This window comes from Bacillus sp. ISL-75, assembly GCF_018613095.1.
Genome location: NZ_JAGGQX010000015.1, coordinates 1 through 25,041, shown reverse-complemented (window position 1 = coordinate 25,041; position 25,041 = coordinate 1). Strand labels below are relative to the sequence as shown.

The window sequence follows — 25,041 nt, the reverse complement described above, 5'->3', positions numbered from 1 at the left end:
TTGCTTTCTGTCTACGTGTTCTTCATCTGTTCTACTTCCTCTTTTGTCAATGCTTCCCGCCAAATGGTTGCACCGAGTCCGTTTAATTTTCCGACAATGTCACTGTAGCCGCGGTCGATATGTTCAAGACCCGTTACTTCAGTAATTCCTTCGGCAATCAAACCGGCAATGACAAGAGCGGCTCCTGCCCTGAGGTCGCTTGCCTTCACTTTGGCACCTTGAAGCTGAATCGGGCCATTTATGATGGCTGAGCGTCCTTCCACCTTAATATTGGCGTTCATTCTTCTAAGTTCATCGATATGTTTAAAGCGGGCACCGTAAATCGTGTCTGTCACAACACTTGAGCCGGCAGCTTTTGTCAGGAGTGTTGTAAACGGTTGCTGTAAATCGGTCGGAAACCCAGGATAAACAAGCGTTTTAATATCGACAGCCTTTAATTTTGTTGACCCGTCAACAAACACTTGATCATCGCCGGATTCGACACGAACACCCATTTCGCGCAGTTTGGCAATTAATGATTCTAAATGCTGCGGGATGACGTTATCAATTAACACGCCTTCGCCCACTGCTGCGCCTAAAATCATATACGTGCCAGCTTCAATTCGGTCCGGAATAATGGTGTGGCGGCATCCATGGAGTGATTCCACACCATCGATGCGGATCACGTCGGTTCCTGCGCCTTTAATTTTCGCACCCATACTTGTTAGCAGCGTCGCCACATCAATGATTTCTGGCTCTTTCGCCGCATTTTCAATCACCGTCCGGCCTTTGGCCCGAACAGCCGCCAACATGATATTAATCGTTGCTCCCACACTGACGACGTCGAGATAAATCCGTGCGCCGCGAAGCTCGTCCGCCCGTAAATAAATCGCCCCTTGTTCATTGGTGATTTGGGCCCCAAGTGCTTCGAAACCTTTAATATGCTGATCAATCGGTCTTGGTCCTAAATGGCAGCCGCCAGGTAAGCCAATTACCGCCTTTTTAAACCGGCCGAGCATCGCACCCATTAAGTAATAAGAAGCACGGAGCTTTTTTACTTTCCCGTTTGGCAGGGGCATGGAAATCATGGTAGATGGGTCGACCGTCATATCGTTGTCAGAGAGCTGAACATTTCCGCCGATTTCTTCAAGAAGGTCCTTCAAGATTTCAACATCTGAAATGTCCGGTAATCCCTCAATTGTCACTGGTGATTCCGCTAAAATTGTTGCAGGAATTAATGCGACGGCACTGTTTTTTGCCCCGCTGATCCGTACAGTTCCCTTTAACGGATATCCACCCGCAATTTTAAGTTTTTCCATTTTCGACTCCCTTCTAAGCCCTTGTAAGTCAATCGGTACACATCCGCTTATTACTGAATGAGGCTCTAGGTATATTTTTCCATCATGAAAAGTCAAAATCCGACAGTTTGTCTATCCTTTAGTTTACACCAAAATTCTATTTTCATGTATGGGAATGCAAATTTTTTTCGTAAAACTGGAAAATTATGTTTATCCACCGAAACTCTAGTCTTTTAGGAAGGCTTCGACTAAATTTTCAGTTTTCTTTTTACAGACTGAAACCGCCCTTACATCAAGGACGGTTTCATTTTATCATAATTGGGACAAATATGAAATGTCGTTTGGCATTCGACATTGTTCCCATTTTGCAGACTTATCTTACGCTTTGCCTGAAGAACCGAATTCACGAATTTTGCCAATAACGGTTGCTTTGATGGCATCACGAGCTGGTCCTAAATATTTACGTGGATCGTATTCTTCAGGTTTAGCAGCTAATGATTCACGAACAGCTTTTGCAGATGCGATTTGATTTTCTGTGTTCACGTTGATTTTGGCTGTTCCAAGTGAAACAGATTTTTGGATATCCTTTAATGGGATACCAGTTCCGCCGTGAAGGACTAATGGAAGACCAGTAATCTTGCCGATTTCTTCCATCTCAGCAAAACCAAGGTTTGGTTCGCCTTTGTATGGACCGTGAACAGAACCTAATGCAGGTGCAAGGCAGTCGATACCTGTACGTTTTACAAGTTCTTCACATTCTTTTGGATCTGCGTAAATGACGCCTTCAGCGATAACATCGTCTTCTTGGCCGCCAACAGTTCCTAGTTCCGCTTCAACAGAAACACCTTTTGAATGAGCATAGTCAACTACTTTAGAAGTAATTTCGATATTTTCTTCAAATGGGTGGTGAGAAGCATCGATCATAACAGATGTGAAGCCTGCATCAATCGCTTCTTTACATTTTTCAAAGCTTGAACCGTGGTCAAGGTGAATGGCCACTGGTACTGTCACTTTCAAGTCTTCCATTAAGCCTTCAACCATTTTTACAACGGTTTTGAAGCCGGACATATAACGGGCAGCACCTTCAGATACCCCAAGGATAACTGGTGAATTTTCAGCTTGTGCAGCTTGAAGAATGGCTTGTGTAAATTCTAGGTTATTTAAGTTAAATTGCCCAACCGCATATCCTTCTGCTTTTGCTTTGATGAGCATTTCTTTCATTGAAACTAATGGCATTTCTCTTCCTCCTTAGTTTAGGTCGCTATCTTTTTCAAAAATGAGCCTTCCATATTAAGGTTTTCCCTCAATTTTACGGATTATGTATTACTTGAAAAAGATAACCAAACAGTAAAAAGTTCATATGTATCATATCAAACCAAGGTTCGAAATGCCATTAAAAAGACAGAGTTTTATAAACTTTCATAATGAAAGCGCGTCCATTTAACTATTCCCACAGTTCTTATGTTTTTTATAAAAAAATGACGTTAATTCATCTTTTGAGGGATGTGTTTTCGAACGGCTGCACGAATATCATCAATGTCAAAAGGCTTGGCAAAATGAGTAATTGCTCCAAGGTCCTTCGCTTCTTGAATCATATCCAACTCGCCATAAGCTGTCATGATAATGACGCGAATGTCAGGATCGATTACTTTCATTCTTTTTAAAATCTCGATTCCGTCCATTCCAGGAATTTTCATATCCAATAGGACAAGGTCGGGGTCATGCTTTGTTACAATTTCAAGGGCCTGAATGCCATTGGCAGCCTGAAAGGTCTGATACCCTTCTTTTTGAAACACTTCATTTAGCAGGATTCGAATGCCAAACTGATCATCAACAATTAAAATTTTCTCTTTCATAACTCCACCTCTTCCTTATTTTTAAATTGCTTTTTTATTATCCCCTATATCTCTCACTTGTTATATTTCTCGCTGATAGAGAAATTCTCCTGCAGAAATTTTGATATTTTTCTTTTATTTTTGCAGTGGCATAAAAATGCTTATAATAAGAGGGTGAATAGGAGGGTTTTTATGTTAAAAATGTTTACTACTCAATTAACCGGTCTATTGAAGCGGATTGAGGAAAAAGAGGAATATTCCTTTGAAGATGGTGCCCGCTTGCTTGCGCAAGGGCCGATATATATTTTTGCCACGAAGGAAATGAAGGCGGTTGAGTTTGAAGCTTTAGAGGGTGCCGAACCATTAAAGGGCGCAAAGGTGTTTGAGCACGTGGGAGAGCTAACTGACTCTGATCGGGTGCTGATTTTCTCGCGGTATTCAAGTGATGAAGACGCTATGGAGGTGGCCGCTCAACTTCAGGAAAAGATGATACCTTTTGTGGCTGTTTCCACGGCTGTACCGGAGGGTGGAAAATTGCAAGAGTTGGCCGATCTCCATATCGATTTGCGGCTGACGAAAGGCCTCCTCCCCGATGATTTTGGAAACCGTTATGGATATCCATCATCAATGGCAGCATTATTCGTTTATTTCGGCTTGAAATTTACGATTGAGGAGATTTTAGCGGAATATGAGGAGTAAAACGGGGTGAATAACCCTGTTTTTTTTATTGCCTTTGATTATTTCCCGGGGGGTTAAGTGGTCAAAATTATAGACTTTGGGCTTTTGTGCCATTTTGGGGTGGTTTTGTGCCAATACCAGGTGGTTTTGTGCTTTTTTGGCATGCTTTTGTGCCATTTCCAAAAGGTTTTGTGCCATTTTGAAGTAGTTTTGTGCAATTAGACAATATATGGAAACTACCCACATGATGTTAATACCACTTTTACAAAAATCCCCTATATATATTTCACTGCAAGTTACCTTTTTATAAAAGTCACCTTTGTATAACCTGACCCAAATACCCTTTTTAGAAAAACCCAAAGATAAAAAAACAGGACCAGCAAACTAAGCTGATCCTGACCACATAACTTATTTTTGAATTGTTGCTTTAATAAAGTCACGGAACAAGGGCTGCGGACGTGTTGGTCTAGAGACGAATTCCGGATGGAACTGCGAAGCTACAAACCACGGATGGTCCTTCAATTCGACAATCTCCACTAAACGGCCGTCCGGGCTAGTCCCAGAGAACACAAAGCCGCGAGCTTCCATGTCTTGACGATAATGATTGTTAAACTCATAACGATGGCGGTGGCGCTCATAAATAACCTCTTCGGCATACGCTTCAAACGCCTTCGAGCCCTCAACAATACGCGCAGGATAAAGACCTAAACGCAACGTGCCGCCTAAATCCTCAACATCCTTCTGCTCTGGAAGCAAATCGATAATCGGATGAGCTGTATCCGCATCAAATTCTGCAGAATGTGCACCTTGAAGTCCAAGCACATTGCGGGCAAATTCAATCGTTGCCAGCTGCATTCCTAAACAAATACCAAGGAATGGCTTCTTCTGTTCACGAGCATAGCGCGTCGCTTCAATTTTCCCTTCAATCCCGCGGTCACCAAAGCCGCCCGGAACAAGGACACCATCGACATCATTCAATAACTCAGCCACATTTTCACGTGTAACCTCTTCGGCATTAATCCATTTAATTTCAACATCGGTATCAAACGCATAACCCGCATGTTTCATCGCTTCAACGACAGAAATATAAGCATCCTGAAGCTCCACATATTTTCCGACAAGACCAATGCGCGTCTTATTCGAAAGGTTGATGACGCGGTCAACGAGTGCTTTCCACTCCGTCATATCCGCTTCGTTCGTAACTAATTTCAAATGATCGCAGACGATTTGGTCCATATTTTGATCTTGAAGCGCTAGTGGAATCGAATAAAGTGTATCGGCATCGCGACATTCGATTACAGCTTTTGCATCAATATCACAGAACAAGGCAATTTTATCCTTCATATCCTGTGAAACGGGCATTTCCGTCCGCACGACAATAATGTTTGGCTGAATTCCAAGGCTACGCAGCTCTTTCACACTGTGCTGGGTCGGCTTGGTTTTCATTTCACCCGCTGCTTTAATATACGGAATCAGCGTACAGTGAATGTACATCACATTTTCCGAGCCGATATCGCTCTTGATTTGGCGAATTGCCTCAAGGAATGGGAGTGATTCAATATCGCCTACCGTTCCGCCGATCTCCGTAATCACGACATCGGCATTCGTTTCTTTACCGGCGCGGAAGCAGCGCTCCTTAATTTCATTGGTGATATGCGGAATAACCTGTACGGTTGCACCCAAATAATCACCGCGGCGCTCTTTCCGTAAAACCGTCGAATAAATTTTTCCGGTTGTTACGTTGCTGTACTTGTTTAGGTTGATGTCGATAAAACGCTCATAGTGACCTAAGTCCAAATCGGTTTCAGCGCCATCACCGGTAACGAATACTTCACCGTGCTGGTACGGACTCATTGTTCCAGGGTCAACGTTAATGTAAGGGTCGAATTTTTGAATGGTCACATTCACGCCCCGATTTTTCAATAAGCGTCCTAAAGATGCTGCTGTAATTCCTTTTCCCAGTGATGAAACCACACCACCAGTTACAAAAATATATTTTGTCATAAATATTTCCCCCTCTTATACAGTTTGTACATTATTCAGTTTGTTTAAGGGTTTTTGTAAAAAAATATTTTCCTTACGCCCGAAAAAATTTGGAACAATAAAAAACGCTCTCCTACTCTTAGTAGGGAGCGTATTATAAGTAAATAACGTATCGTCCTTTTTTAAGGAGCCCAAAAGTGATTCTACAAGGGCATGCAAAAAAAGTCAAGTTGATTAATCTTTTTCTACTTCTTCCTCATCATCGAATACTTCTTCTTCCTCAAGATCATCATCGAGGTCTTCATCTTCTTCATCGAGGTCAATCTCGAGCTCATCCTCAATCACATCATCATCATCGTCTTCATCAAACTCGTCTACTTCGTCGATATCAAGATCATCCTCATCGTCAAGGAGATCATCTTCATCATCAAAGTCATCAAAATCATCTTCAATTTCATCGACTTCATCGATTTCATCGAAATCTTCTTCGTCGACAACCTTCTTCGCCTTTTTCTTCTTAGGTTTCACAACGGTGACAACCTCTTCCTCAGCAGTATCGACTGGATACCAAACGCGAAGTCCCCAGCGGTTACTTCCTAATGAAAGGAAACGGCCATCTACATTTATGTCGGTGTAAAATTGTGCAATTCTTGATTGAATTTCTTGCTCAGTAATCCCCGATGCCTTCTTAATTTCTTTTAATAGATCACTAAAGGCGATCGGCTCCTTACTATTTTTCAAAAATTCAAAAGCCATTTCCATAAGGGAAAACTCTTTTAATTCCTCTTTTGAGTATTGTGCTAAACTCAATATGGGCACTTCCTTTCTCTATTTAACACTCTTAAATGAGTGATTAACGGACATAACAATAAGGTTGATTAATATAAACTTGAGAATTTTCCAGCTCCAGCGACTAGCATACTTCGCTAAACGGGTGCTTCCGTTTTTCTCTTAAAAATACATATTCTTCATTATAAACAAATTCTTCCGGTTTATGCTAGTGCTAGTCGTTGTTTCACTTGAATTTTTGCGGATGAGCCTTTTCACTATCCGTTTTCTTGGCTTGCTTCTGCTTTCTCATCTCCTTAATAGATATCACTAGAAAGAAGATTGCTAGCAGCAGGAACGAAATTGCGCCCAACTGACGTTGATAGAGATAATTTAATGGCCAGGCACAAACAATTAAAACCACTAATATATGACTTACCTTCATTTGCTCACCTGCCCAAAACCCTCGAAATATGTACGCTAAAACGATTATATAAGATTAACGCAAATATTAATATCTCATAAAAAAAGTTTTATTACAAAAATTGGTGTCAGGCACCATGTGAAACATTCACATGGTGCCTGACACCGTACTTTACATATTTCGTCGATATTGTCCGCCCACTTCGTACAGGGCTCTCGTGATTTGCCCGAGGCTGGCTACTTTAACGGTTTCCATTAATTCGGCAAAAATATTGCCATTGTTGACGGCGGCCTCTTTTAAGCGCTTCAATGCTGCTCCTGAAGCATCAGCATGACTTTCCTGGAAGGTGCGTAAATTGACGATCTGCAGTTCCTTCTCTTCGTAAGAAGCGCGCGCTATTTCCATATTGTTGACATCTTCCGCTGACGGAGGATTCGGGTTCAAATACGTATTCACGCCAATAATCGGTAATTCGCCGGTATGCTTTTTCATTTCATAGTACATCGATTCATCTTGAATTTTACCGCGCTGATACTGTGTTTCCATCGAACCAAGCACACCGCCGCGGTCATTCAAACGCTCAAACTCTTGTAATACCGCTTCCTCGACAAGATCGGTCAGCTCCTCGACAATAAACGAACCTTGCAACGGATTTTCATTTTTCGCTAAACCATGTTCTTTGGTAATAATCATTTGAATCGCCATCGCCCGGCGTACTGATTCTTCCGTCGGCGTCGTAATGGCCTCATCATATGCATTTGTATGGAGCGAATTACAGTTATCCTGCAGGGCCATTAATGCCTGCAGTGTCGTCCGGATATCATTAAAGTCAATTTCCTGGGCATGGAGCGAACGGCCAGACGTCTGGACATGATACTTTAATTTTTGGCTGCGCTCGTTGGCGCCGTATTTATCGCGCATCACCGTTGCCCAAATTCGTCGTGCGACACGTCCAATCACCGTATATTCTGGATCCAAGCCATTCGAGAAAAAGAACGATAAGTTCGGGGCAAAATCATCAATGTTCATGCCGCGGCTTAAATAGTATTCCACATACGTAAACCCATTTGACAATGTAAACGCCAGCTGCGAAATCGGATTCGCACCGGCTTCCGCAATATGATAGCCCGAAATTGACACTGAATAATAATTGCGTACAAGATGTTCGATGAAATATTGCTGAATATCACCCATCATCCTTAGAGCAAACTCGGTTGAAAAAATACATGTATTTTGTCCTTGGTCTTCTTTTAAAATATCGGCCTGCACCGTACCGCGCACCGTCCGTAACGTATAGGCCCGTACCTCCGCAAACTCTTCAACTGTTAACACACGGCCAAGGTCCGCTTCCTTCCGCTGCACCTGCTGATCAATCGCGGTATTCATAAACATCGCTAAAATGATCGGTGCTGGTCCATTAATGGTCATCGAAACCGATGTCGACGGATGGCACAGGTCAAAGCCGTCATACAGCTTTTTCATATCATCTAACGTACAAACACTGACGCCGCTCTCCCCGATTTTCCCGAAAATATCCGGGCGGTAATCCGGGTCTTCACCGTACAATGTCACAGAGTCAAACGCGGTACTTAACCGTTTCGCCTCATCATCCTTCGATAAATAATGGAAGCGGCGATTCGTCCGCTCCGGTGTCCCTTCGCCCGCAAACTGCCGTTTCGGATCTTCCCCCTCACGCTTGAACGGGAATACCCCCGCCGTATACGGGAACGAACCCGGCACATTTTCCTGGTATACCCAGCGCAGAATTTCACCATAATCCTTATACCTCGGCAGCACCACTTTCGGAATGTCGAGCCCTGAAAGACTTTTCGTTTTTAACACCGTGATAATCTCTTTATCACGAATCCTCGTCACAAACTTATCGCCAGAATAGGCCGCCTTTGTCTGTGCCCACGAATCAAGAATTTTCCGTGATTCTGGTGTCAGACGCGCCTCGGTTTCTTGCTTCACCACTTCTAAAGCAGCAATCACCGCCGCATCGCTTACCGCTTCGATCGCCCCTTCTAACTGGAATAACTTCCGGGCAATATTCGCCTGTTCTTCGGCTTTCTTATGATAACCGCGCACCGTTTCAGATATTTCACGTAAATAATAACGACGGTCGGTTGGGATAATCACATTTTGCTTCTCTACAAGGGCATTTTTACTAAAAGAAGTCACCCAGCCCGTGCCCATTTTGTCATTAATTTTTTCAATCAGAGCCGCGAACAATGCATTCGTGCCCAGATCATTGAACTGGCTCGCAATCGTTCCATAAACCGGCATATCATCGATTTCTTTTTCAAACAGCATATGGCTCCGCTGATACTGCTTTTGCACCTGACGCCTTGCATCCTCCGAGCCCTTGCGCTCAAACTTATTAATGACAATCAGGTCAGCAAAATCAATCATATCAATCTTTTCAAGCTGGGACGGCGCTCCAAATTCACTCGTCATCACGTACAAGGACACATCGCAAATCTCCGTGATTTCCGCATCCCCCTGGCCAATCCCGCTCGTTTCGACAATCACGAGGTCAAAGCCAGCGGCCTTGGTGACGGCAACCGCATCGCTGATCGCCAGTGATAATTCACTTTTCGAATGTCTTGTCGCCAGACTGCGCATATACACATTCGGCGAAAAAATCGCATTCATGCGGATCCGGTCCCCTAACAGCGCACCGCCCGTCTTTTGCTTGGTTGGATCCACCGACAGAATCGCCACCTTTTTATCCGGCAATTCATTAATAAAGCGGCGGATCAATTCATCGGTCAACGAACTTTTTCCGGCTCCGCCCGTACCCGTGATCCCGACGACTGGAATCCGCTTCTCCAGTGACTTTACTTGGTCAAGCACCTGCTCAACCGTTGCCGCTGCCTCGTTCCGTTTATCGACATGAAGTTCTGCCAAGGTAATCAACTTCGCCACCGCATTCACATCACTCGTCGGAAGCTTCTCCATTTGTTCAGCCACATCCAGCGGAACCGTCGCAAAATCGCACTCCTCCAGCATCCGGTCAATCATCCCTTGAAGCCCTAACTTCCGGCCATCTTCCGGTGAAAAAATCCACGCAATCCCGTACTCATGCAGCTCATTTATTTCCCGCGGGATAATCACACCGCCGCCGCCGCCATAAATGCGGATGTTCGGCGCCCCTTTTTCCTTCAGTAAATCGTACATATATTTAAAGTATTCAACATGCCCGCCTTGATACGAAGAAATCGCAATCCCCTGCACATCCTCCTGAATCGCCGCGTTCACAACCTCCTCAACCGAGCGATTATGGCCAAGATGAATGACCTCGGCCCCGCTTGCCTGAAGAATACGCCTCATAATATTGATGGAAGCATCATGCCCGTCAAACAAACTCGAAGCCGTGACAAAGCGAATATGATGCTTCGGCTGATAATTTCCCATAGTAGTCCTCCTTTTAAACCATTTTTATAAAAATAAACGCATCTACTTTTAGCCCATTCAAACATTTTATAAAAATGAACTCCATTCACTGTTCGCAATACGTGCAGCATTACGAGCTTGCTTGTGTGGACGAATGAATGCCGTTAAACAATTGATCGGTTTGCAGTTCAATGTATTCATCAAGTGTATATAATTTTTGCAGCGCCCAGCGGCGGAACGCCCACATTTGGCCCTCGACAATAATGTTATGGGAAATCAATTCGATCTGCTTTTCTGATAACTGCAGCTCGCCATTGTCGACGCACCTTGTGATCAAGCTCTCAAACATCGCCGCCATTTCCATTTCTTTTTTCAGCACATAGGGAAGGGCATCCTTCGTCAGCGATTTGGCTTCTTGATACATGACAAGAACCTCATCCTGCATCTCATCAATCACTCGGAAATAGTGACCGACACCCATCTTCAGGCTCAAAAGCGTGCCCTTTTTCTGCTCGAGATCCTGCTCGAGGCGCTCGCGAACATGATCATAGATACTGTCGCACACGAGATAAAGGACGTCTTCCTTGGAGCGGATGTACTCATAAAGTGTCCCGATGCTAAAACCGGCCGCTTTCGCGATTTCCCTTGTCGTCGTCCGATGAAATCCCTTTTCCTTAAAAAGGCTGACGGCCCCTTTGATCATTTGATCACGCCTTTTCTGAACCAGGCGTTCATCCTTTACAGAAGCCAGTACTTCCCGCTTTTTCATCATGCTCTAACCGCCTTATTTCGTGATCATCCGTGAGATAACGAGGCGTTGAATTTCTTGTGTTCCCTCGTAAATTTGCGTGATTTTTGCATCGCGCATAAATCGCTCAACAGGATAATCCTTTGTATAGCCATACCCGCCAAAAACTTGTACGGCTTCGGTTGTTACCTTCATCGCTGTATCGCCAGCAAATAACTTGGACATCGCTGACTCCTTGCCGTACGGCAGACCTTGTGACTCCAGCCATGCCGCTTGATAAGTTAATAATCTCGATGCCTCAATCCCGGTTGCCATATCCGCCAGCTTAAAGCCGATTCCTTGATTGGAGACGATTGGTTTTCCAAATTGATGGCGTTCCTTTGCATAATCCACGGCAGCATCGAGCGCCCCTTGAGCAATTCCCACGGCTTGCGCAGCGATGCCGTTGCGGCCTCCATCAAGCGTCTGCATGGCAATTTTAAAGCCTTCGCCTTCTACGCCGAGTCGATTGGCAACAGGAACCTTGCAATCTTCAAAAATAATTTCTGTTGTTGGTGAGGAACGAATGCCGAGTTTCTTTTCTTTTTTTCCAACCGAGAAGCCTGGGAAGTCACTCTCGATAATAAACGCGGTCGTTCCTCTTTGTTTACTTGTTGGATCGGTTAGTGCAAACACGACATAAATGTCGGCCACGCCGCCGTTTGTAATGAAGATTTTCGAACCATTGAGGACATAGTGATCTCCTTCTAGACGTGCGGTTGTTCTCATCCCGCCTGCATCCGAACCGCTGCCAGGCTCTGTTAAGCCGTACGCGCCAATTTTGGTACCTTCTGCCATTGGGCGCAGATAGGTTTGCTTTTGCTCCTCACTGCCAAATTTGTAAATCGGCCAGCCGGCTAGAGACGTATGGGCGGAGAGCATCACGCCTGTCGATGCGTCAACACGAGACAGCTCCTCAACGGCAATACAGTAAGCAAGATAATCGCTGCCAATCCCGCCGTATTCTTCCGGCCACGGAATCCCGGCTAAACCAAGCTCCGCCATTTTGTCAAAAATCTGGCGGTCAAAGCGCTCTTCCTCGTCCCGCTCTGCGGCTGTCGGTGCTACTTCATTGCGCGCAAAATCCCGTACCATTTTCCGGATCATTTCATGTTCTTCAGAAAGTTTAAAGTTCATTTCAAGGCCCCCTATTTGGATGAATATATATTAAAAGATTAAGATTTGAACTTAGATTACTGTCTAGCTCCAGCGCCCAACGGCTAGTGTACTTCGCCCTTTTCCCTACGATAAGTCAAGCACGAATGCGCTTACGCTCTCCGTGTTTCCTTTATCTCAGTCAAAGGGCTCCAGTCCATACGCCGCTAAACGGGCGCTTCCGCTTTTCTTTAAAGATGCTTACTAATCACAATCCGTTGAATTTCACTCGTGCCTTCATAAATTTCCGTTATTTTCGCGTCACGGAAATAGCGTTCAACTGGATAATCTTCGGTATAGCCGTAGCCGCCAAACACTTGGATCGCTTCGGTTGTTACCTCGACCGCTGTTTTGGTCGCGAACAGTTTCGCCATCGACGCCTCCAAGGTACATTTCAACCCATGAGTTCGTAAATAAGCAGCCCGATAGACTAATAGTTTTGCCGCTTCGACACTTGTCGCCATGTCGGCTAGTTTGAAACCAATCCCTTGTTGGCGGGCGATCGGCTTGCCAAATTGCTGGCGGTCTTGGGCATAGGTGGTTGCGGCTGACAGTGCGGCCTCCGCAATCCCTAGTGCTTGGGTTGCGATCCCGATACGGCCGACATCAAGGTTCGCCATCGCGATTTTAAAGCCTTCGCCTTCTGTGCCGAGAAGGTTCTCTGCTGGAACTTGCATGTCCTCGAACGTGAGCTGGACAGTTCTCGAACCATGCAAGCCCATTTTCTTCTCATCCTTACCGACGATAAAGCCAGGGGTATTTTTTTCAACAATAAACGCTGAAATTCCCTTGCTGCCCTGTTCTGGATTCGTTTTGGCAAAAACAATATAGACATCGGCCTCTCCGCCGTTCGTAATGAACACCTTTGAACCGTTGATGACGTAATGATCCCCCTTCTTGACCGCACGGGACTTTAAGCTGGCGGCATCGGAACCTGAACTTGGCTCGGTTAAGCAAAAGGCACCAAGGTACTCTCCAGAAGCAAGCTTCGGCACATACTTCATTTTTTGTTCTTCGGAGCCAAAATAGTAAATTGGATTAGTGCATACCGAGGTATGGACAGACAGAATCACTCCCACCGTCGCACTGACTTTGGACAGCTCGTGAATCGCTAGGATATAGGAGGTGAAGTCCATCGCGGCTCCACCGTATTTTTCAGGTACAGGAATCCCCATCAGGCCAAGTTCGCCCATTTTGCGGAGGATTTCGCGCGGGAATTCGCCTCTTTCCATCTTTTCAATAAACGGTGCAATTTCGCTGTTAGCAAAATCGCGAACCATTTTACGCATCATTTCTTGTTCTTCGGTGAATGAAAGATTCATGGTGGTCTCCCCTTTGGAGGACTGTAATATCGTGGTACTCATCATCATCACGACCCCTTTTTCGAAGAAATGCTGTGTTTATTCGTACGTATAAAAACCGCGTCCTGTTTTCTTACCGAGCCAGCCTGCTTTCACATATTTACGGAGGAGCGGGCAAGGACGGTATTTGTCGTCGCCAAAGCCTTGGTGAAGCGTTTCCATAATATACAGGCATGTATCTAAGCCGATAAAATCGGCCAAGGTTAACGGCCCCATTGGGTGGTTCATGCCGAGTTTCATGACTTCATCGATCGCTTCCTTCGTAGCCACGCCCTCATAAAGCGTGTAAATCGCTTCGTTGATCATTGGCATGAGAATGCGGTTTGAGACAAAACCAGGGAAATCATTGACTTCAACCGGTACCTTGCTTAAGGTTTTTGTCATATCTTCAATGACTTGGTACACTTCGTCTGCAGTCGCGAGGCCGCGGATGATTTCGACGAGCTTCATGACCGGAACCGGGTTCATGAAGTGCATGCCGATGACTTTTTCGGGACGCTTCGTTGCCGCCGCAATTTCGGTGATTGGCAGTGATGAGGTATTGCTCGCTAGTATTGTATGTGCTGGGGTAATGTCATCGAGTTGGGCAAAGATTTTTGTTTTGATGTCCATATTTTCAACGGCAGCTTCGATGACGAGGTCGACGTCACTGGCATCCTTTAGGTCGGTGGAAGTGGTGATGTTGCTGAGAACATCCTGCTTTTGCTCTTCGGTTAAGCGCCCTTTGTCAACGTTCCGTGTTAGTATTTTATTGATCCCTGCTAAACCACGTTCCACAAATTCCGGTTTTAGATCATTTAAGATGACCGTGTATCCCGCCTGGGCACAAACTTGAGCAATCCCTGAGCCCATTTGTCCTGCACCGATCACCATAAGCTTTGAAATCTTCATTTTTTCCCCTCCGAAGTAAGGCCGGAACAAGTCCGACCTAGATTTTTTATGTTTTTGGTAATTATTTCATTGGTTTGGTGTTATTTTAATCGTGCTTTTGTGTCATCTCAGCTGTTTTGTGCTATTTTAATACAAGCTTTTGTACCATCTCAGGTGTTTTGTGTTTTTTCAAACAAGCTTTTCGAGTTATCTCAGGTGTTTTGTGCCATTCGGGCAAGGTTTTGTGCCATTTCCCGATGGTTTTGTGCCATTTTTGAATGGTTTTGTGCCAAAATTCGACTGTTTTGTTCAATTAGACATTATTTGGAAAAAATCCATCCCCAAATTAGCGCTAATCAGCCCTTCGGAACCTCGATCATCACGGCATCCCCCTGGCCGCCGCCGCTGCAAATTGCAGCAATCCCAATTCCGCCGCCGCGGCGCTTTAATTCGTGCATTAACGTAAGGATAATGCGCGCCCCGCTGGCACCAATTGGATGACCTAAGGCAACCGCACCGCCATTGACATTGACCTTTTCTGGATCAAGACCGGCAATTTTCCCGCTCACTAAGGCAACCGCAGCGAAGGCTTCATTGATTTCAAATAAATCTATTTCCGCCAACGTTTTCCCTGTTTTTCGTAACAGCTCATTAATTACAAGTCCAGGTGTTTTCGGGAAATCCTTTGCTTCCACAGCAACCGCCGTATGGCCGATAATCACCGCTTCGGCCTGCCTGCCTTCACGAATTGCACGCTCTTCACTCATTAACACGAGGGCCGCGGCACCGTCATTGACACCAGGGGCATTTCCAGCTGTAATCGTACCGGTTGAATTAAATACCGGTGCTAATTTAGCTAATCGTTCAATCGACGTGTCTTTACGCGGTGATTCATCATTCTCGACAACAAGTGGTGCACCCTTTCGTTGTGGAACCTCAACCGATACGATTTCTTCCGCAAATTTTCCACTCTCGATCGCTGCAATCGCGCGCTTGTGGCTTCGCAATGCCCACTCGTCCTGTGCTTCCCGGCTAATTTCCATATCGGCAGCCGCTACGTTGCCGTATGTGCCCATGTGAGCGCCGGTAAAGCTGCAGGTTAACCCGTCATGAATCATTAAATCTTTGACCTGCGCGTCACCCATTCGGAAACCCCAGCGTGCTTTTGGTAAAACATATGGTGCATTGCTCATTGATTCCATTCCGCCTGCAACAATCACTTCTTCATCGCCAGCGCGGATGATTTGGTCTGCCAAGGTGACACTGCGCATCCCAGACGCACAAACCTTATTGATCGTTTCGGTTTTCACTCCCCACGGCAATCCGGCGTGATGCACTGCTTGGCGCGATGGAATCTGCCCCTGTCCCCCTTGTAAAACAGTTCCAAGAATGACTTCCTGTACGTCTTCAGGCTTCACTTCGGCACGAACTAATGCCTCTTTTACGGCAATTCCCCCTAGTTGGGAGGCAGTAAAGCTGCTTAATGTTCCCCCTAATTTTCCAAAAGGCGTTCTAACCCCGCTTAAAATGACCGTTCTTCCCATTCAAAACACTCTCCCTTTTCCTAATATTCAGTCAAACTTTTGTAAAAAAATCGCGGCGACTGAACGCTCGCTCGGGTAGGAACCAAAAAAGAAGCGCAGGCTCCTGCTTTTTTCAAAAAATGTTAATGTAAGCGTTTTTATCTACCTACTATATTCTACATAAAAATGAGCAGAAGTTGAAATGTTTTCCACAAAATTTTTAAAATTTTATGAATATGTAAACAAATCGAACTTCTGCTCTCCCTTAAAAACTAAGCCACTTCCCCGCAAACCGCTTTTTCAAGCAGCTCGGCCACATCGTAAGTCGAAACCTTTTCTTCCACTTCTTTTGCCTTGGTACCATCTGACAGCATCGTTAAGCAATACGGACAGCCTGAACTGATCACCGACGGATTAACTGCCAGAGCCTGCTCGGTTCTAGCCACGTTAATGCGGTGTCCGGTTTCTTCCTCCATCCACATCAAACCGCCGCCAGCACCACAGCACATCGCCTTCTCTCTGTTCCGCTCCATTTCAATCAACTTCACGCCCGGAATAGATTTAAGAATCTCACGTGGTGCATCATAGACATCATTGTAACGGCCTAAGTAACAAGAATCATGGAAAGTGATCGTTTCATCAACCGAATGTTTCGGCACAAGCTTGCCATCGCGAACTAGCTCATATAAAACCTCGGTATGATGGAACACTTCGACATCCGTTAAGCCAAAATCAGGGTATTCATTTTTGAAAATATTATAAGCATGCGGGTCAATCGTGACGATTTTCTTGACCTCTGCTTTTTCAAATTCCTCAATATTTTTCGCAGCCAGGTCTTGGAACAAGAATTCATTGCCGAGACGGCGCGGTGTGTCACCAGAATTTTTCTCTTTGTTGCCAAGAATCGCAAATTTCACGCCGGCTTCGTTCAGCAGCTTCGCAAACGATAAAGCAATCTTTTGGCTGCGGTTATCGTAAGAGCCCATGGCGCCTACCCAGAAAAGGTATTCAAATTCTTCGCCAGCTTTATTCATCTCTTTCACAGTTGGCACATGAACATCTTCGCGCGCCTCGCGCCAAGTTTCACGTTCTTTTCTGTTCAAGCCCCATGGATTGCCTTGGCGTTCAATATTCGTCATCGCACGCTGGGCATCCGCATCCAATTTCCCTTCGGTTAAAACTAAATAACGGCGCAGGTCAATGATTTTATCGACATGCTCATTCATAACAGGACATTGATCTTCACAATTTCGGCACGTTGTACATGCCCAAATTTCTTCTTCGGTAATAACGTCGCCAATCAAGCTTGGGCTATAGGCTAATGCCGCGGCAGATTCCTGTACGCCTTGACCTGCAGATGCAAGCGCCAGTTGATTTCCCTTCGTATTCGCAAATGCAATCGTTGGCACCCACGGCTGTTTCGAGGTAACCACCGCACCGTGATTCGTTAAGTGGTCACGAAGTTTGACGATTAAGTCCATCGGTGACAGCATTTTACCTGTTCCCGTTGCCGGACACATATTCGTACAGCGGCCGCATTCAACACAAGCATAAAAATCGATCATTTGGTGCTGCGTAAAGTCTTCTATTTTTCCAACCCCAAACGTTTCTTGGGATTCATCTTCAAAATCAACTTTTTTCAACTTTCCTGGTTTATCCAACCGGTTAAAATAAACATTCGCTGGTCCAGCAATTAAGTGAGCATGTTTGGACTGCGGTACATACACTAAGAACGTTAACAAGAATAATAAGTGCGCCCACCAGGCAATGTAAAAAATTACAATGGAGGCGGTTTCATTAATCCCTGAAAAGATCAGCGAAATCATCGAGGCTACCGGTTCTGTCCATGAAGCCTCTTCCCCGTGCCAGATCAGACTCATTCCGTTTCCAAGTAAAACAGAAAGCATTAAACCACCAATAAATATAAGGACAAGACCGGATTTAAAGTTCCGCTTCAGTCGGACTAATTTTTCCACATAGCGGCGATAAAAAGCCCAAATGACTGCAACGAGGATCATCAGTGTGACAAGCTCCTGGAAAAACGTGAACCCTGAATAGAGCGGTCCAAGCGGCAGATGTGCCCCCGGTTTAATCCCTTTGATAATAAAATCAATCGCGCCAAATTGGACCAGAATAAAGCCGTAGAAGAACATGACGTGCATGATCCCGCTTTTCTTATCCTTCAGCAGTTTCTTTTGGCCAAACACATTGACCCAAATTTTTTGAAGCCGCTCTTTCACATTGTTATCAAACTCAACCTTTTTCCCGAGTTTAATAAATTCAATTCGGGTTTTGACTACATACACGAACAGACTGACTGCGTAAGCGGTTACAGCAAGAAATGCAATCAGGTTGACCCAGAGTAAACCATTCATACAAATGCCCCTTTCCGATAACTTCTAGAAAATAATTAATTTTCAGAATCTACACTTAACTCTATTATATTATGAATGAGCATTCAGTCAAATAGTTTTTGAAAAGTTTCTCTAACTTATAGAAATGAACGCTTTCGGAAAAACTAACTAAACTGATTGGAGGAAAGAATTCTGATGACGTTTGCACTCTTTTCGAGCGTACTTATTTTTCTCATCATACTATGGCTTGTATTAGATTTTATTTTAGGTAAAAGGAAGCATCTTTCCATTGTCAGTCGAAGAGAAACTGCCATCATTCATGGGAATTTTGATATTTTCACCCACGGAAAGAAATTATTCGCCGACTATTTCCACGAACTGCGGAACGCGAAAAAGCATATTCATGTGCTATTTTATATTGTTAAAGACGATGCGATTAGTCAGGAGTTTTTCTCTATTTTAAAAGAAAAGGCCCGGGCCGGGGTGGAAGTTCGGCTGCTTATTGACCGGCTTGGCAGCTGGAAGGTGAAAAAGGCGGCCGTTAAGTCTTTGCAGGAGGCGGGTGTTCGATTTGCTTTTAGCAATACAATCAGGCTCCCCTTCCTTTTTTATTCTTCTCAGATTCGAAATCACCGCAAGATTACGATTATTGACGGGGAAATTGGGTATCTTGGCGGTTATAACGTTGGGAAGGAATATATTGACGAAGAGCCTTCCTTGGGAATCTGGCGCGATTACCATTTAAAAATTACCGGCCGGAGCGTTAATTTTTTGCAAAGTGAGTTTCTGATTGATTGGCACGAGTATGCGGGGGAAGATATCATGGGAAATCCGGCCTATTTCCCCACCCTGGCTGATGGTCCAATTCGCCATCAGTTTGTTCCAACGGAAGCCAATCAATTAGAGCAAAATTATCTTCTACTGATTCAAAAAGCAACCCATTCGATGATCATTGGTACTCCCTACTTTGTTCCATGTCATAAGATTCTGGCCGAGTTACTCGCTGCCATCAAGCGCGGGGTTCAGCTTTCCGTCATCGTCCCCTATACTGCTGACCATCTGCTTGTCCAAGAGGCCTCGTTCCGTTATTTACGGAAGCTGATGCGGGCGGGGGCGGAAGTGTATCAATATAAAAAGGGTTTTTACCATGCCAAAACACTCGTCATTGATGACAAGCTCTGCGATATCGGCACCGCCAATTTTGATAAACGAAGCATGTATTTAAATAAGGAAATCAATTGCTATATTTATGACCCAGCCTTTATCGAGCGCTTGATGGATATTCTCAAAAAGGACATCAATGACTCAGAACCTCTGACCTTAGCTGAACTTAACAAACCGAACCCTGTCCGGACCATCAAAGAAGGCATTGCCGCGGCTGTTTCCTATTTTTTATAAGAAAGGAGTTTGTCTATGAAGATTCGGTTTGGGTATGTTTCACATGCGATTAGCTTATGGGATGCTTCGCCCGCGAAGACGCTGACATTTACTCGTTATCAGCAGTTAAGCCCCGAGGAACGGCAGGAAAAATTGCTTGATGTGACAATGCAAAATCTGGACCACACCCTCAGGATGCTCTACTACAATATTGCTCATCAACTTGAATTGTATCGAATGTCTAGTTCGATTGTCCCGCTAGCGACCCATCCCGAAGTGAACTGGGACTTTGTGACCCCCTTTCATTCGTTGTGGCAGGAAATAGGTGAACTGGTTAAAAGGAAAGGGCTGCGGGTGAGTTTTCATCCGAATCAATTTACCTTGTTTACCTCACCGCAAACGAAAATTACCGATAATGCCGTGATCGACATGAGTTACCATTATCGAATGTTTGAAGCGATGGGACTGGAGCAGGAGGGCCTGATTAATATCCATATCGGTGGTGCTTATGGTGATAAACAGCAAACCTTACCTCGATTCCATCAAAACCTAACAAAGCTCCCAGCGACGATTAAACGAGTAATGACGCTGGAAAATGATGATAAAACGTATAATGCCGAAGAGACCCTAGCCGTCTGTGAAAAGGAAACGATTCCGTTTGTATTCGATTATCATCACCATATGGCCAATCTGTGTGAAACCGCGCTTGAGGATTTGCTCCCGCGAATTTTTCAGACGTGGGAGCATGCACGCCACATCCCGAAGGTGCATATTTCCTCCCCCAAAAACGAAAAGGAATTCCGATCCCACGCTGATTTTGTTGACCCGGAATTTATCATGCCTTTTTTGAAAATGCTGCGTGAAATCGGTGCCGATATTGATTTCATGATCGAGGCCAAAGCAAAGGATCAAGCCGCCCTGAAATTAATCGAAGATCTCAGCCGGATCCGCGGCTTTAAACGGGTCAGCGGCGGTGCTGTTGAGGTGAAATAGACTAGCCGCTGGGCTCTGAGGCTAGACACTATAGAAAAAAGTCTTCGAATGACTTCGAAGACTCTTTTCTATTCCTCAATTAAGTTTAAAACAGGAACTTCCCGTTCATTGTCCGGGTCCGTTCTTGAGTATATTCGCGCCACTTGTGTAGCTTCATCGACATGCTGAATGATCACAGGCTTCCCCTCGTAAGTGACATTAAACATGTCGGCAGATTCGACGATCTCCTTTGCTCTTCCCACATTCATCCGCTTCATCCACTCCTCACTCAAAGTTCCCTACTAGTATTTGCCTTTAATTAGGTAATATTCATAAACATGGACAAGTTTACCTTGATAAATTTTGCCTGTTTTTCCGGTTACTGTGGGTTTTGATCCTTTACTGTCCACTTTACTTAGTTTACTGTCCAGGTCTACGATTTACTGTCCACTTTTTCCAGTTTACTGTCCACTATTAAAAATTTACTGTCCACTCCACTTAATTCTGAATATTCACATAACAAAAACCACAATAAAAAGCCCCCTTAACCAAATAAGGGAGCCATCATCATTTACATTTTTTCAGGAGCTGAAACCCCTATCAACGCCAGCGCGTTGCGGAGTGTAATCTGTACCGCTCGCACCAACGCGAGGCGCGCCTTAGTGCGCTCTAAATTATCAAGGTCGAGCACTTTTTCCGCATTATAAAAACTGTGGAACGTCGACGCTAAATCAAAGATATAGTTGGTAATCCGGTGTGGGACACGCTTCTGTGCAGCCTCGCCAACAGCCAACGGAAACTCACCAAGCTTCTTCAATAAATCCATTTCCTTTTCCGATGCCACTAACGAAAAATCCGCATCCGCATCAACGCGAACACCCTGCTCCTCACCCGAACGCAGAATACTAGAAATCCGTGCATGGGCATAATGCGCATAATAAACCGGATTTTCATTCGACTCCGACACCGCTAAATCCAAATCAAAATCCATATGCGTATCCGAGCTGCGCATCGCAAAGAAATAACGCGTCGCATCGAGGCCGACCTCATCAACCAAATCACGCATCGTGACCGCTTTCCCGGTCCGCTTACTCATCTTCATCTTCTCGCCATTTTTATAAAGGTGAACCAGCTGAATGATTTCCACCTCAAGCGCCTCGCGGCTAAACCCGAGCGCCTGAATCGCCGCCCTCATCCTTGGAATATAACCATGGTGATCCGCGCCCCAAATATTAATCAACTTCTCAAAGCCGCGGCCCAGCTTGTCCTTATGGTAAGCAATATCCGGCGTCAAATACGTATACGATCCATCCTGCTTAATTAACACACGGTCCTTGTCATCGCCAAAGTCCGTCGAACGGAGCCAAGTCGCACCGTCTTCCTCATACACATAACCACTCGCACGCAATGCTGCCAACGCCTCATCAATTTTTCCATTTTTATAAAGAGACGTCTCCGAGTACCAGACATCAAAGCCAACGCGGAAATCCTCAAGGTCCTGCTTCAACTTCGCCATTTCATATTTCAGACCGTACTCACGGAAAAATTCCTGGCGCTCTTCAACGGAAACATGCACATACTTGTCGCCAAATTCTTCAGCCAAAGTTTTCCCAATGCCAATAATATCGGTACCATGGTAACCGCCCTCAGGCATTTCTTTTTCCAAACCAAGTGCCTGGAAATACCGTGCTTCCACCGACAGTGCTAGATTATTAATCTGGTTCCCAGCGTCATTAATATAGTACTCACGCGAAACATCATAGCCCGCTTTGTCCAAAATGTTACATAAGGAATCGCCGACCGCTGCACCGCGGGCATGACCCAGGTGCAGATCACCCGTTGGATTGGCCGACACAAACTCCACCATAATTTTCTCGTTTCCGCCAACCGTGGTCTCACCGTACCGATCGCCAGCATTTAGCACCGTCGGAATCAGCTCCGTTAAATAACTATTATTCATATAAAAATTGATAAACCCCGGCCCCGCCAGTTCAATTTTTTCAATCGAAGCCTTTGAGCGATCTATATTCTCAATCAATGCTTCCGCAATCACTCTAGGCGCCTTCTTCGCAACACGAGTCAGCTGCATCGCCATATTCGTCGAATAATCACCGTGCACCTTCTCCTTCGGTGTTTCAAGAACCACAGCAGGAATCTGCTCCTCCGTTGCCAGACCCGCCTTCAGCACCGCCGCGCGAATCTCTTCTTTTAACTTGCTCTGTACTTGTTCAACTATGTTCATGTTTATCCTCCTGAAAGGTAATTTCCAAATGGTATGTACCGGCATGCGAGCCCTGCATCGTAAAATCATAAAGAATATCAATCAAGCCATCCGAATGCTCAATCCGCTTTGCCAGCGTCAGCGTCTCAAAGGTACCAAACGGCATTTCATAACTGCCGCGAAGCTTCTTGTGCAAGCGAAACGGCAAACGCATCTTCACCGCACCACCGCGCAAAATCAGCGCCTCATCCCCAGCCACCTTCACAATCGTCCGAACATTGCCCTCTTCCTGCACCTCTTCATACTTAAGAAACGAGGCCCCATCTTTTTGCAGATAACGGCCAAACACCGCCAGCTCATAAACTTCCTTGCCCCCATGCTGATGAATCGTCGTTTTCACATTAATTTTCATAGGAATTTCCGTACTAGACAAACGAAATCGCACTTCCTTTTTTCTTTTTTAAAAAGGAACTCAGTAACACTCTTTGGAATGGTTCTAGTCCTAGTAATTGACTTAACTGCATTATTGCATACTTTTTCTATTATAAACATTGCTGGGGCACAAATCAAAAAATGCCCGCCCTCAAAAAGGGTCAGGCACCAAAGGTTTGAGAATTGGCCAGCTCCAGCGCCTAGGGGCTCGGGGTCATAAGCCAATCCGTCAAGAAGGTTAAAGAGCAACCTTCTCGCCGGCTCGTCTTATGCCTGTCGCCCCTGTTCAAGGCGCTTCCGCTTTTCAGTTTTATTTCACCCAGCCAAGCAGCATTTCACGAATTAACTTGCTCGCTGTATTGGCTGTTTGCTCGGAAGGGTCGTAGATTGGCGCAACCTCAACCAAGTCCCCGCCAACAACGTTCACTTCAGAACGGGAAATCGCATGTATAGAGGCAAGCAGCTCTTTCGAAGTGATCCCGCCGCAATCAACCGTACCTGTGCCAGGTGCATGCGCTGGATCAAGGACATCGATATCAATCGTGACATAAACCGGACGTCCGGCAAGTGTCGGCAGGATTTCTTTTAATGGCTCAAGCACTTCAAACTTCGAAATATGCATGCCGTTTTGCTTCGCCCACTCAAACTCTTCCTTCATCCCTGAACGGATTCCGAACGAATAAACGTTGTTCGGCCCGATATGTTCTGCAATCTTGCGGATCGGGGTCGAGTGCGACAGCGGTTCGCCTTCATACTGCTCACGCAAATCGGTATGGGCATCAAAATGGATAATTGCTAAATCTGGATACTTTTTATACATTGCTTTCATGACCGGCCAAGAGACCAGATGTTCGCCGCCCATGCCAAGCGGAAACTTGCCGGCAGCAAGGACTTGGTCAACAAAATCTTCAATGATATCAATGCTCTTTTGCGGATTCCCGAATGGAAGCGGAATATCGCCAGCATCGTAATATTTTACATCCTCAAGTTCACGGTCAAGATAGGCGCTGTACTCTTCTAAACCAATCGACACCTCGCGGATGCGGGCCGGACCAAAACGTGACCCCGGACGATAACTAACCGTCCAATCCATCGGCATCCCATACAGAACAACCTGACTCTCCTCAAAATTCGGATGACTCTTAATAAACACATTCCCTGAATACGCCTCATCAAAACGCATCTATGTATCCCTCGCTTTCTATGTAACAACTCTTTAGGTATAGATAAACCTTCTACGTGACCTGAAGGCTTCTTTTTCTTCGATTTCGGTCACGTAGAACCTCTCTACGTGACCTGAAGGCTTCTTTTTCTTCGGTTTCGGTCGCGTAGAACCCCTCTACGTGACCTGAAGGCTTCTTTTTCTTCGAGTTCGGTCACGTAGAACCTCTCTACGTGACCTGAAGGCTTCTTTTTCTTCGGTTTCGGTCACGTAGAACCTCTCTACGTGACCTGAAGGCTTCTTTTTCTTCGGGTTCGGTCGTTAAGAGGCCTTTTTGACGAGACTCCTCTACCTCACTTTTCTCGAGTTCCGTCGATTAGAGGCTTTAATGCCGACTCTTTGATGCTTTTTTAGCCCCTTTTTGTCTCCAGTCATGTCTATAACGGGGACTGCCCCCCTCGTTATT

General features: G+C 45.2%; 20 protein-coding genes. 3 read left to right on the top strand and 17 right to left on the bottom strand.

The annotated features are described in order from the left end of the window. Positions 1-11: 11 nt before the first annotated feature. The 3 genes from J7E63_RS06600 to J7E63_RS06590 form a co-directional block, all read right to left on the bottom strand. Positions 12-1,298: a UDP-N-acetylglucosamine 1-carboxyvinyltransferase gene (locus tag J7E63_RS06600; protein WP_215010746.1), complete on the bottom strand. Its 1,287-nt coding sequence runs from the start codon at positions 1,296-1,298 to the stop codon at positions 12-14. A 357-nt stretch (positions 1,299-1,655) separates the two neighbouring features. Then, on the bottom strand, positions 1,656-2,513 hold the full coding sequence (locus tag J7E63_RS06595) for a class II fructose-bisphosphate aldolase (RefSeq protein ID WP_215010745.1): 858 nt from the start codon (positions 2,511-2,513) through the stop codon (positions 1,656-1,658). Positions 2,514-2,761: 248 nt separating this feature from the next. Beyond that, complete coding sequence (locus J7E63_RS06590) at positions 2,762-3,133, bottom strand: response regulator (RefSeq protein WP_066248710.1); 372 nt, start codon at positions 3,131-3,133, stop codon at positions 2,762-2,764. Between the two features lie 171 nt (positions 3,134-3,304). Between J7E63_RS06590 and J7E63_RS06585 the strand changes: the two genes are divergently transcribed. Next, the gene (locus J7E63_RS06585) at positions 3,305-3,811 is read left to right on the top strand and encodes a DUF2529 domain-containing protein (RefSeq protein ID WP_215010744.1); all 507 of its coding nucleotides are present in this window, start codon (positions 3,305-3,307) and stop codon (positions 3,809-3,811) included. 387 nt (positions 3,812-4,198) lie between these two features. Here the strand turns inward: J7E63_RS06585 and J7E63_RS06580 are convergent, their stop codons facing one another. From J7E63_RS06580 to J7E63_RS06535, 10 genes are all read right to left on the bottom strand, one after another. Beyond that, a complete protein-coding gene (locus J7E63_RS06580; RefSeq protein ID WP_215010743.1) occupies positions 4,199-5,794 on the bottom strand; it encodes a CTP synthase in 1,596 nt (531 codons plus the stop codon). Positions 5,795-6,007: 213 nt separating this feature from the next. Then, on the bottom strand, positions 6,008-6,583 hold the full coding sequence (gene rpoE / locus J7E63_RS06575) for a DNA-directed RNA polymerase subunit delta (protein ID WP_215010742.1): 576 nt from the start codon (positions 6,581-6,583) through the stop codon (positions 6,008-6,010). Between the two features lie 205 nt (positions 6,584-6,788). Further along, a complete protein-coding gene (locus J7E63_RS06570; protein ID WP_168241305.1) occupies positions 6,789-6,986 on the bottom strand; it encodes a hypothetical protein in 198 nt (65 codons plus the stop codon). A 150-nt stretch (positions 6,987-7,136) separates the two neighbouring features. Beyond that, entirely contained in the window at positions 7,137-10,382 is a 3,246-nt protein-coding gene (gene icmF, locus J7E63_RS06565) for a fused isobutyryl-CoA mutase/GTPase IcmF (RefSeq protein ID WP_215010741.1), read from the bottom strand. 109 nt (positions 10,383-10,491) lie between these two features. After that, positions 10,492-11,130, bottom strand: a complete 639-nt coding sequence (locus J7E63_RS06560; protein ID WP_215010766.1) for a TetR/AcrR family transcriptional regulator — start codon at positions 11,128-11,130, stop codon at positions 10,492-10,494. Between the two features lie 15 nt (positions 11,131-11,145). Beyond that, positions 11,146-12,285, bottom strand: coding sequence for an acyl-CoA dehydrogenase (locus J7E63_RS06555; protein ID WP_215010740.1), 1,140 nt, complete (start codon positions 12,283-12,285; stop codon positions 11,146-11,148). Positions 12,286-12,494: 209 nt separating this feature from the next. Further along, complete coding sequence (locus tag J7E63_RS06550) at positions 12,495-13,625, bottom strand: acyl-CoA dehydrogenase (RefSeq protein ID WP_215010739.1); 1,131 nt, start codon at positions 13,623-13,625, stop codon at positions 12,495-12,497. Positions 13,626-13,703: 78 nt separating this feature from the next. Next, positions 13,704-14,555 carry a 3-hydroxybutyryl-CoA dehydrogenase gene (locus J7E63_RS06545; protein ID WP_215010738.1) on the bottom strand — a complete coding sequence of 284 codons (852 nt, stop codon included), beginning with the start codon at positions 14,553-14,555 and terminating at the stop codon, positions 13,704-13,706. A 335-nt stretch (positions 14,556-14,890) separates the two neighbouring features. Further along, the gene (locus tag J7E63_RS06540; RefSeq protein ID WP_215010737.1) at positions 14,891-16,078 is read right to left on the bottom strand and encodes an acetyl-CoA C-acetyltransferase; all 1,188 of its coding nucleotides are present in this window, start codon (positions 16,076-16,078) and stop codon (positions 14,891-14,893) included. 251 nt (positions 16,079-16,329) lie between these two features. Beyond that, a complete protein-coding gene (locus J7E63_RS06535; RefSeq protein WP_215010736.1) occupies positions 16,330-18,432 on the bottom strand; it encodes a (Fe-S)-binding protein in 2,103 nt (700 codons plus the stop codon). A gap of 174 nt (positions 18,433-18,606) precedes the next feature. Between J7E63_RS06535 and cls the strand changes: the two genes are divergently transcribed. Both cls and uvsE read left to right on the top strand, forming a co-directional pair. After that, positions 18,607-19,809, top strand: a complete 1,203-nt coding sequence (gene cls / locus J7E63_RS06530) for a cardiolipin synthase (protein ID WP_215010735.1) — start codon at positions 18,607-18,609, stop codon at positions 19,807-19,809. Between the two features lie 15 nt (positions 19,810-19,824). Beyond that, positions 19,825-20,781, top strand: a complete 957-nt coding sequence (gene uvsE / locus J7E63_RS06525) for a UV DNA damage repair endonuclease UvsE (protein ID WP_215010734.1) — start codon at positions 19,825-19,827, stop codon at positions 20,779-20,781. A 68-nt stretch (positions 20,782-20,849) separates the two neighbouring features. On the opposite strand, the gene J7E63_RS06520 is transcribed toward uvsE, so the two are convergent. The 4 genes from J7E63_RS06520 to speB form a co-directional block, all read right to left on the bottom strand. Next, positions 20,850-21,038 carry an H-type small acid-soluble spore protein gene (locus tag J7E63_RS06520; RefSeq protein WP_374193704.1) on the bottom strand — a complete coding sequence of 63 codons (189 nt, stop codon included), beginning with the start codon at positions 21,036-21,038 and terminating at the stop codon, positions 20,850-20,852. A gap of 293 nt (positions 21,039-21,331) precedes the next feature. Next, complete coding sequence (gene argS / locus J7E63_RS06515) at positions 21,332-23,002, bottom strand: arginine--tRNA ligase (RefSeq protein ID WP_215010733.1); 1,671 nt, start codon at positions 23,000-23,002, stop codon at positions 21,332-21,334. After that, positions 22,989-23,414: a YwiB family protein gene (locus J7E63_RS06510; protein ID WP_251033398.1), complete on the bottom strand. Its 426-nt coding sequence runs from the start codon at positions 23,412-23,414 to the stop codon at positions 22,989-22,991. The genes argS and J7E63_RS06510 overlap by 14 nt, the downstream gene beginning before the upstream one ends. A 309-nt stretch (positions 23,415-23,723) precedes the next feature. Further along, positions 23,724-24,596, bottom strand: a complete 873-nt coding sequence (speB, locus tag J7E63_RS06505; RefSeq protein WP_215010732.1) for an agmatinase — start codon at positions 24,594-24,596, stop codon at positions 23,724-23,726. Between the last annotated feature and the right edge of the window lie 445 nt (positions 24,597-25,041).

What these genes read in the sequence shown, in the direction of transcription:
- uvsE (WP_215010734.1), top strand. Translation starts at nt 19,825, where the DNA reads ATGAAGATTCGGTTTGGGTATGTTTCACATGCGATTAGCTTATGGGAT.
- J7E63_RS06585 (WP_215010744.1), top strand. Translation starts at nt 3,305, where the DNA reads ATGTTAAAAATGTTTACTACTCAATTAACCGGTCTATTGAAGCGGATT.
- J7E63_RS06595 (WP_215010745.1), bottom strand. Translation starts at nt 2,513, where the DNA reads ATGCCATTAGTTTCAATGAAAGAAATGCTCATCAAAGCAAAAGCAGAA.
- cls (WP_215010735.1), top strand. Translation starts at nt 18,607, where the DNA reads ATGACGTTTGCACTCTTTTCGAGCGTACTTATTTTTCTCATCATACTA.
- J7E63_RS06535 (WP_215010736.1), bottom strand. Translation starts at nt 18,432, where the DNA reads ATGAATGGTTTACTCTGGGTCAACCTGATTGCATTTCTTGCTGTAACC.
- icmF (WP_215010741.1), bottom strand. Translation starts at nt 10,382, where the DNA reads ATGGGAAATTATCAGCCGAAGCATCATATTCGCTTTGTCACGGCTTCG.
- J7E63_RS06545 (WP_215010738.1), bottom strand. Translation starts at nt 14,555, where the DNA reads ATGAAGATTTCAAAGCTTATGGTGATCGGTGCAGGACAAATGGGCTCA.
- J7E63_RS06570 (WP_168241305.1), bottom strand. Translation starts at nt 6,986, where the DNA reads ATGAAGGTAAGTCATATATTAGTGGTTTTAATTGTTTGTGCCTGGCCA.
- J7E63_RS06520 (WP_374193704.1), bottom strand. Translation starts at nt 21,038, where the DNA reads ATGAAGCGGATGAATGTGGGAAGAGCAAAGGAGATCGTCGAATCTGCC.
- J7E63_RS06550 (WP_215010739.1), bottom strand. Translation starts at nt 13,625, where the DNA reads ATGAATCTTTCATTCACCGAAGAACAAGAAATGATGCGTAAAATGGTT.
- J7E63_RS06600 (WP_215010746.1), bottom strand. Translation starts at nt 1,298, where the DNA reads ATGGAAAAACTTAAAATTGCGGGTGGATATCCGTTAAAGGGAACTGTA.
- argS (WP_215010733.1), bottom strand. Translation starts at nt 23,002, where the DNA reads ATGAACATAGTTGAACAAGTACAGAGCAAGTTAAAAGAAGAGATTCGC.
- J7E63_RS06580 (WP_215010743.1), bottom strand. Translation starts at nt 5,794, where the DNA reads ATGACAAAATATATTTTTGTAACTGGTGGTGTGGTTTCATCACTGGGA.
- speB (WP_215010732.1), bottom strand. Translation starts at nt 24,596, where the DNA reads ATGCGTTTTGATGAGGCGTATTCAGGGAATGTGTTTATTAAGAGTCAT.
- J7E63_RS06540 (WP_215010737.1), bottom strand. Translation starts at nt 16,078, where the DNA reads ATGGGAAGAACGGTCATTTTAAGCGGGGTTAGAACGCCTTTTGGAAAA.
- J7E63_RS06590 (WP_066248710.1), bottom strand. Translation starts at nt 3,133, where the DNA reads ATGAAAGAGAAAATTTTAATTGTTGATGATCAGTTTGGCATTCGAATC.
- J7E63_RS06555 (WP_215010740.1), bottom strand. Translation starts at nt 12,285, where the DNA reads ATGAACTTTAAACTTTCTGAAGAACATGAAATGATCCGGAAAATGGTA.
- J7E63_RS06560 (WP_215010766.1), bottom strand. Translation starts at nt 11,130, where the DNA reads ATGAAAAAGCGGGAAGTACTGGCTTCTGTAAAGGATGAACGCCTGGTT.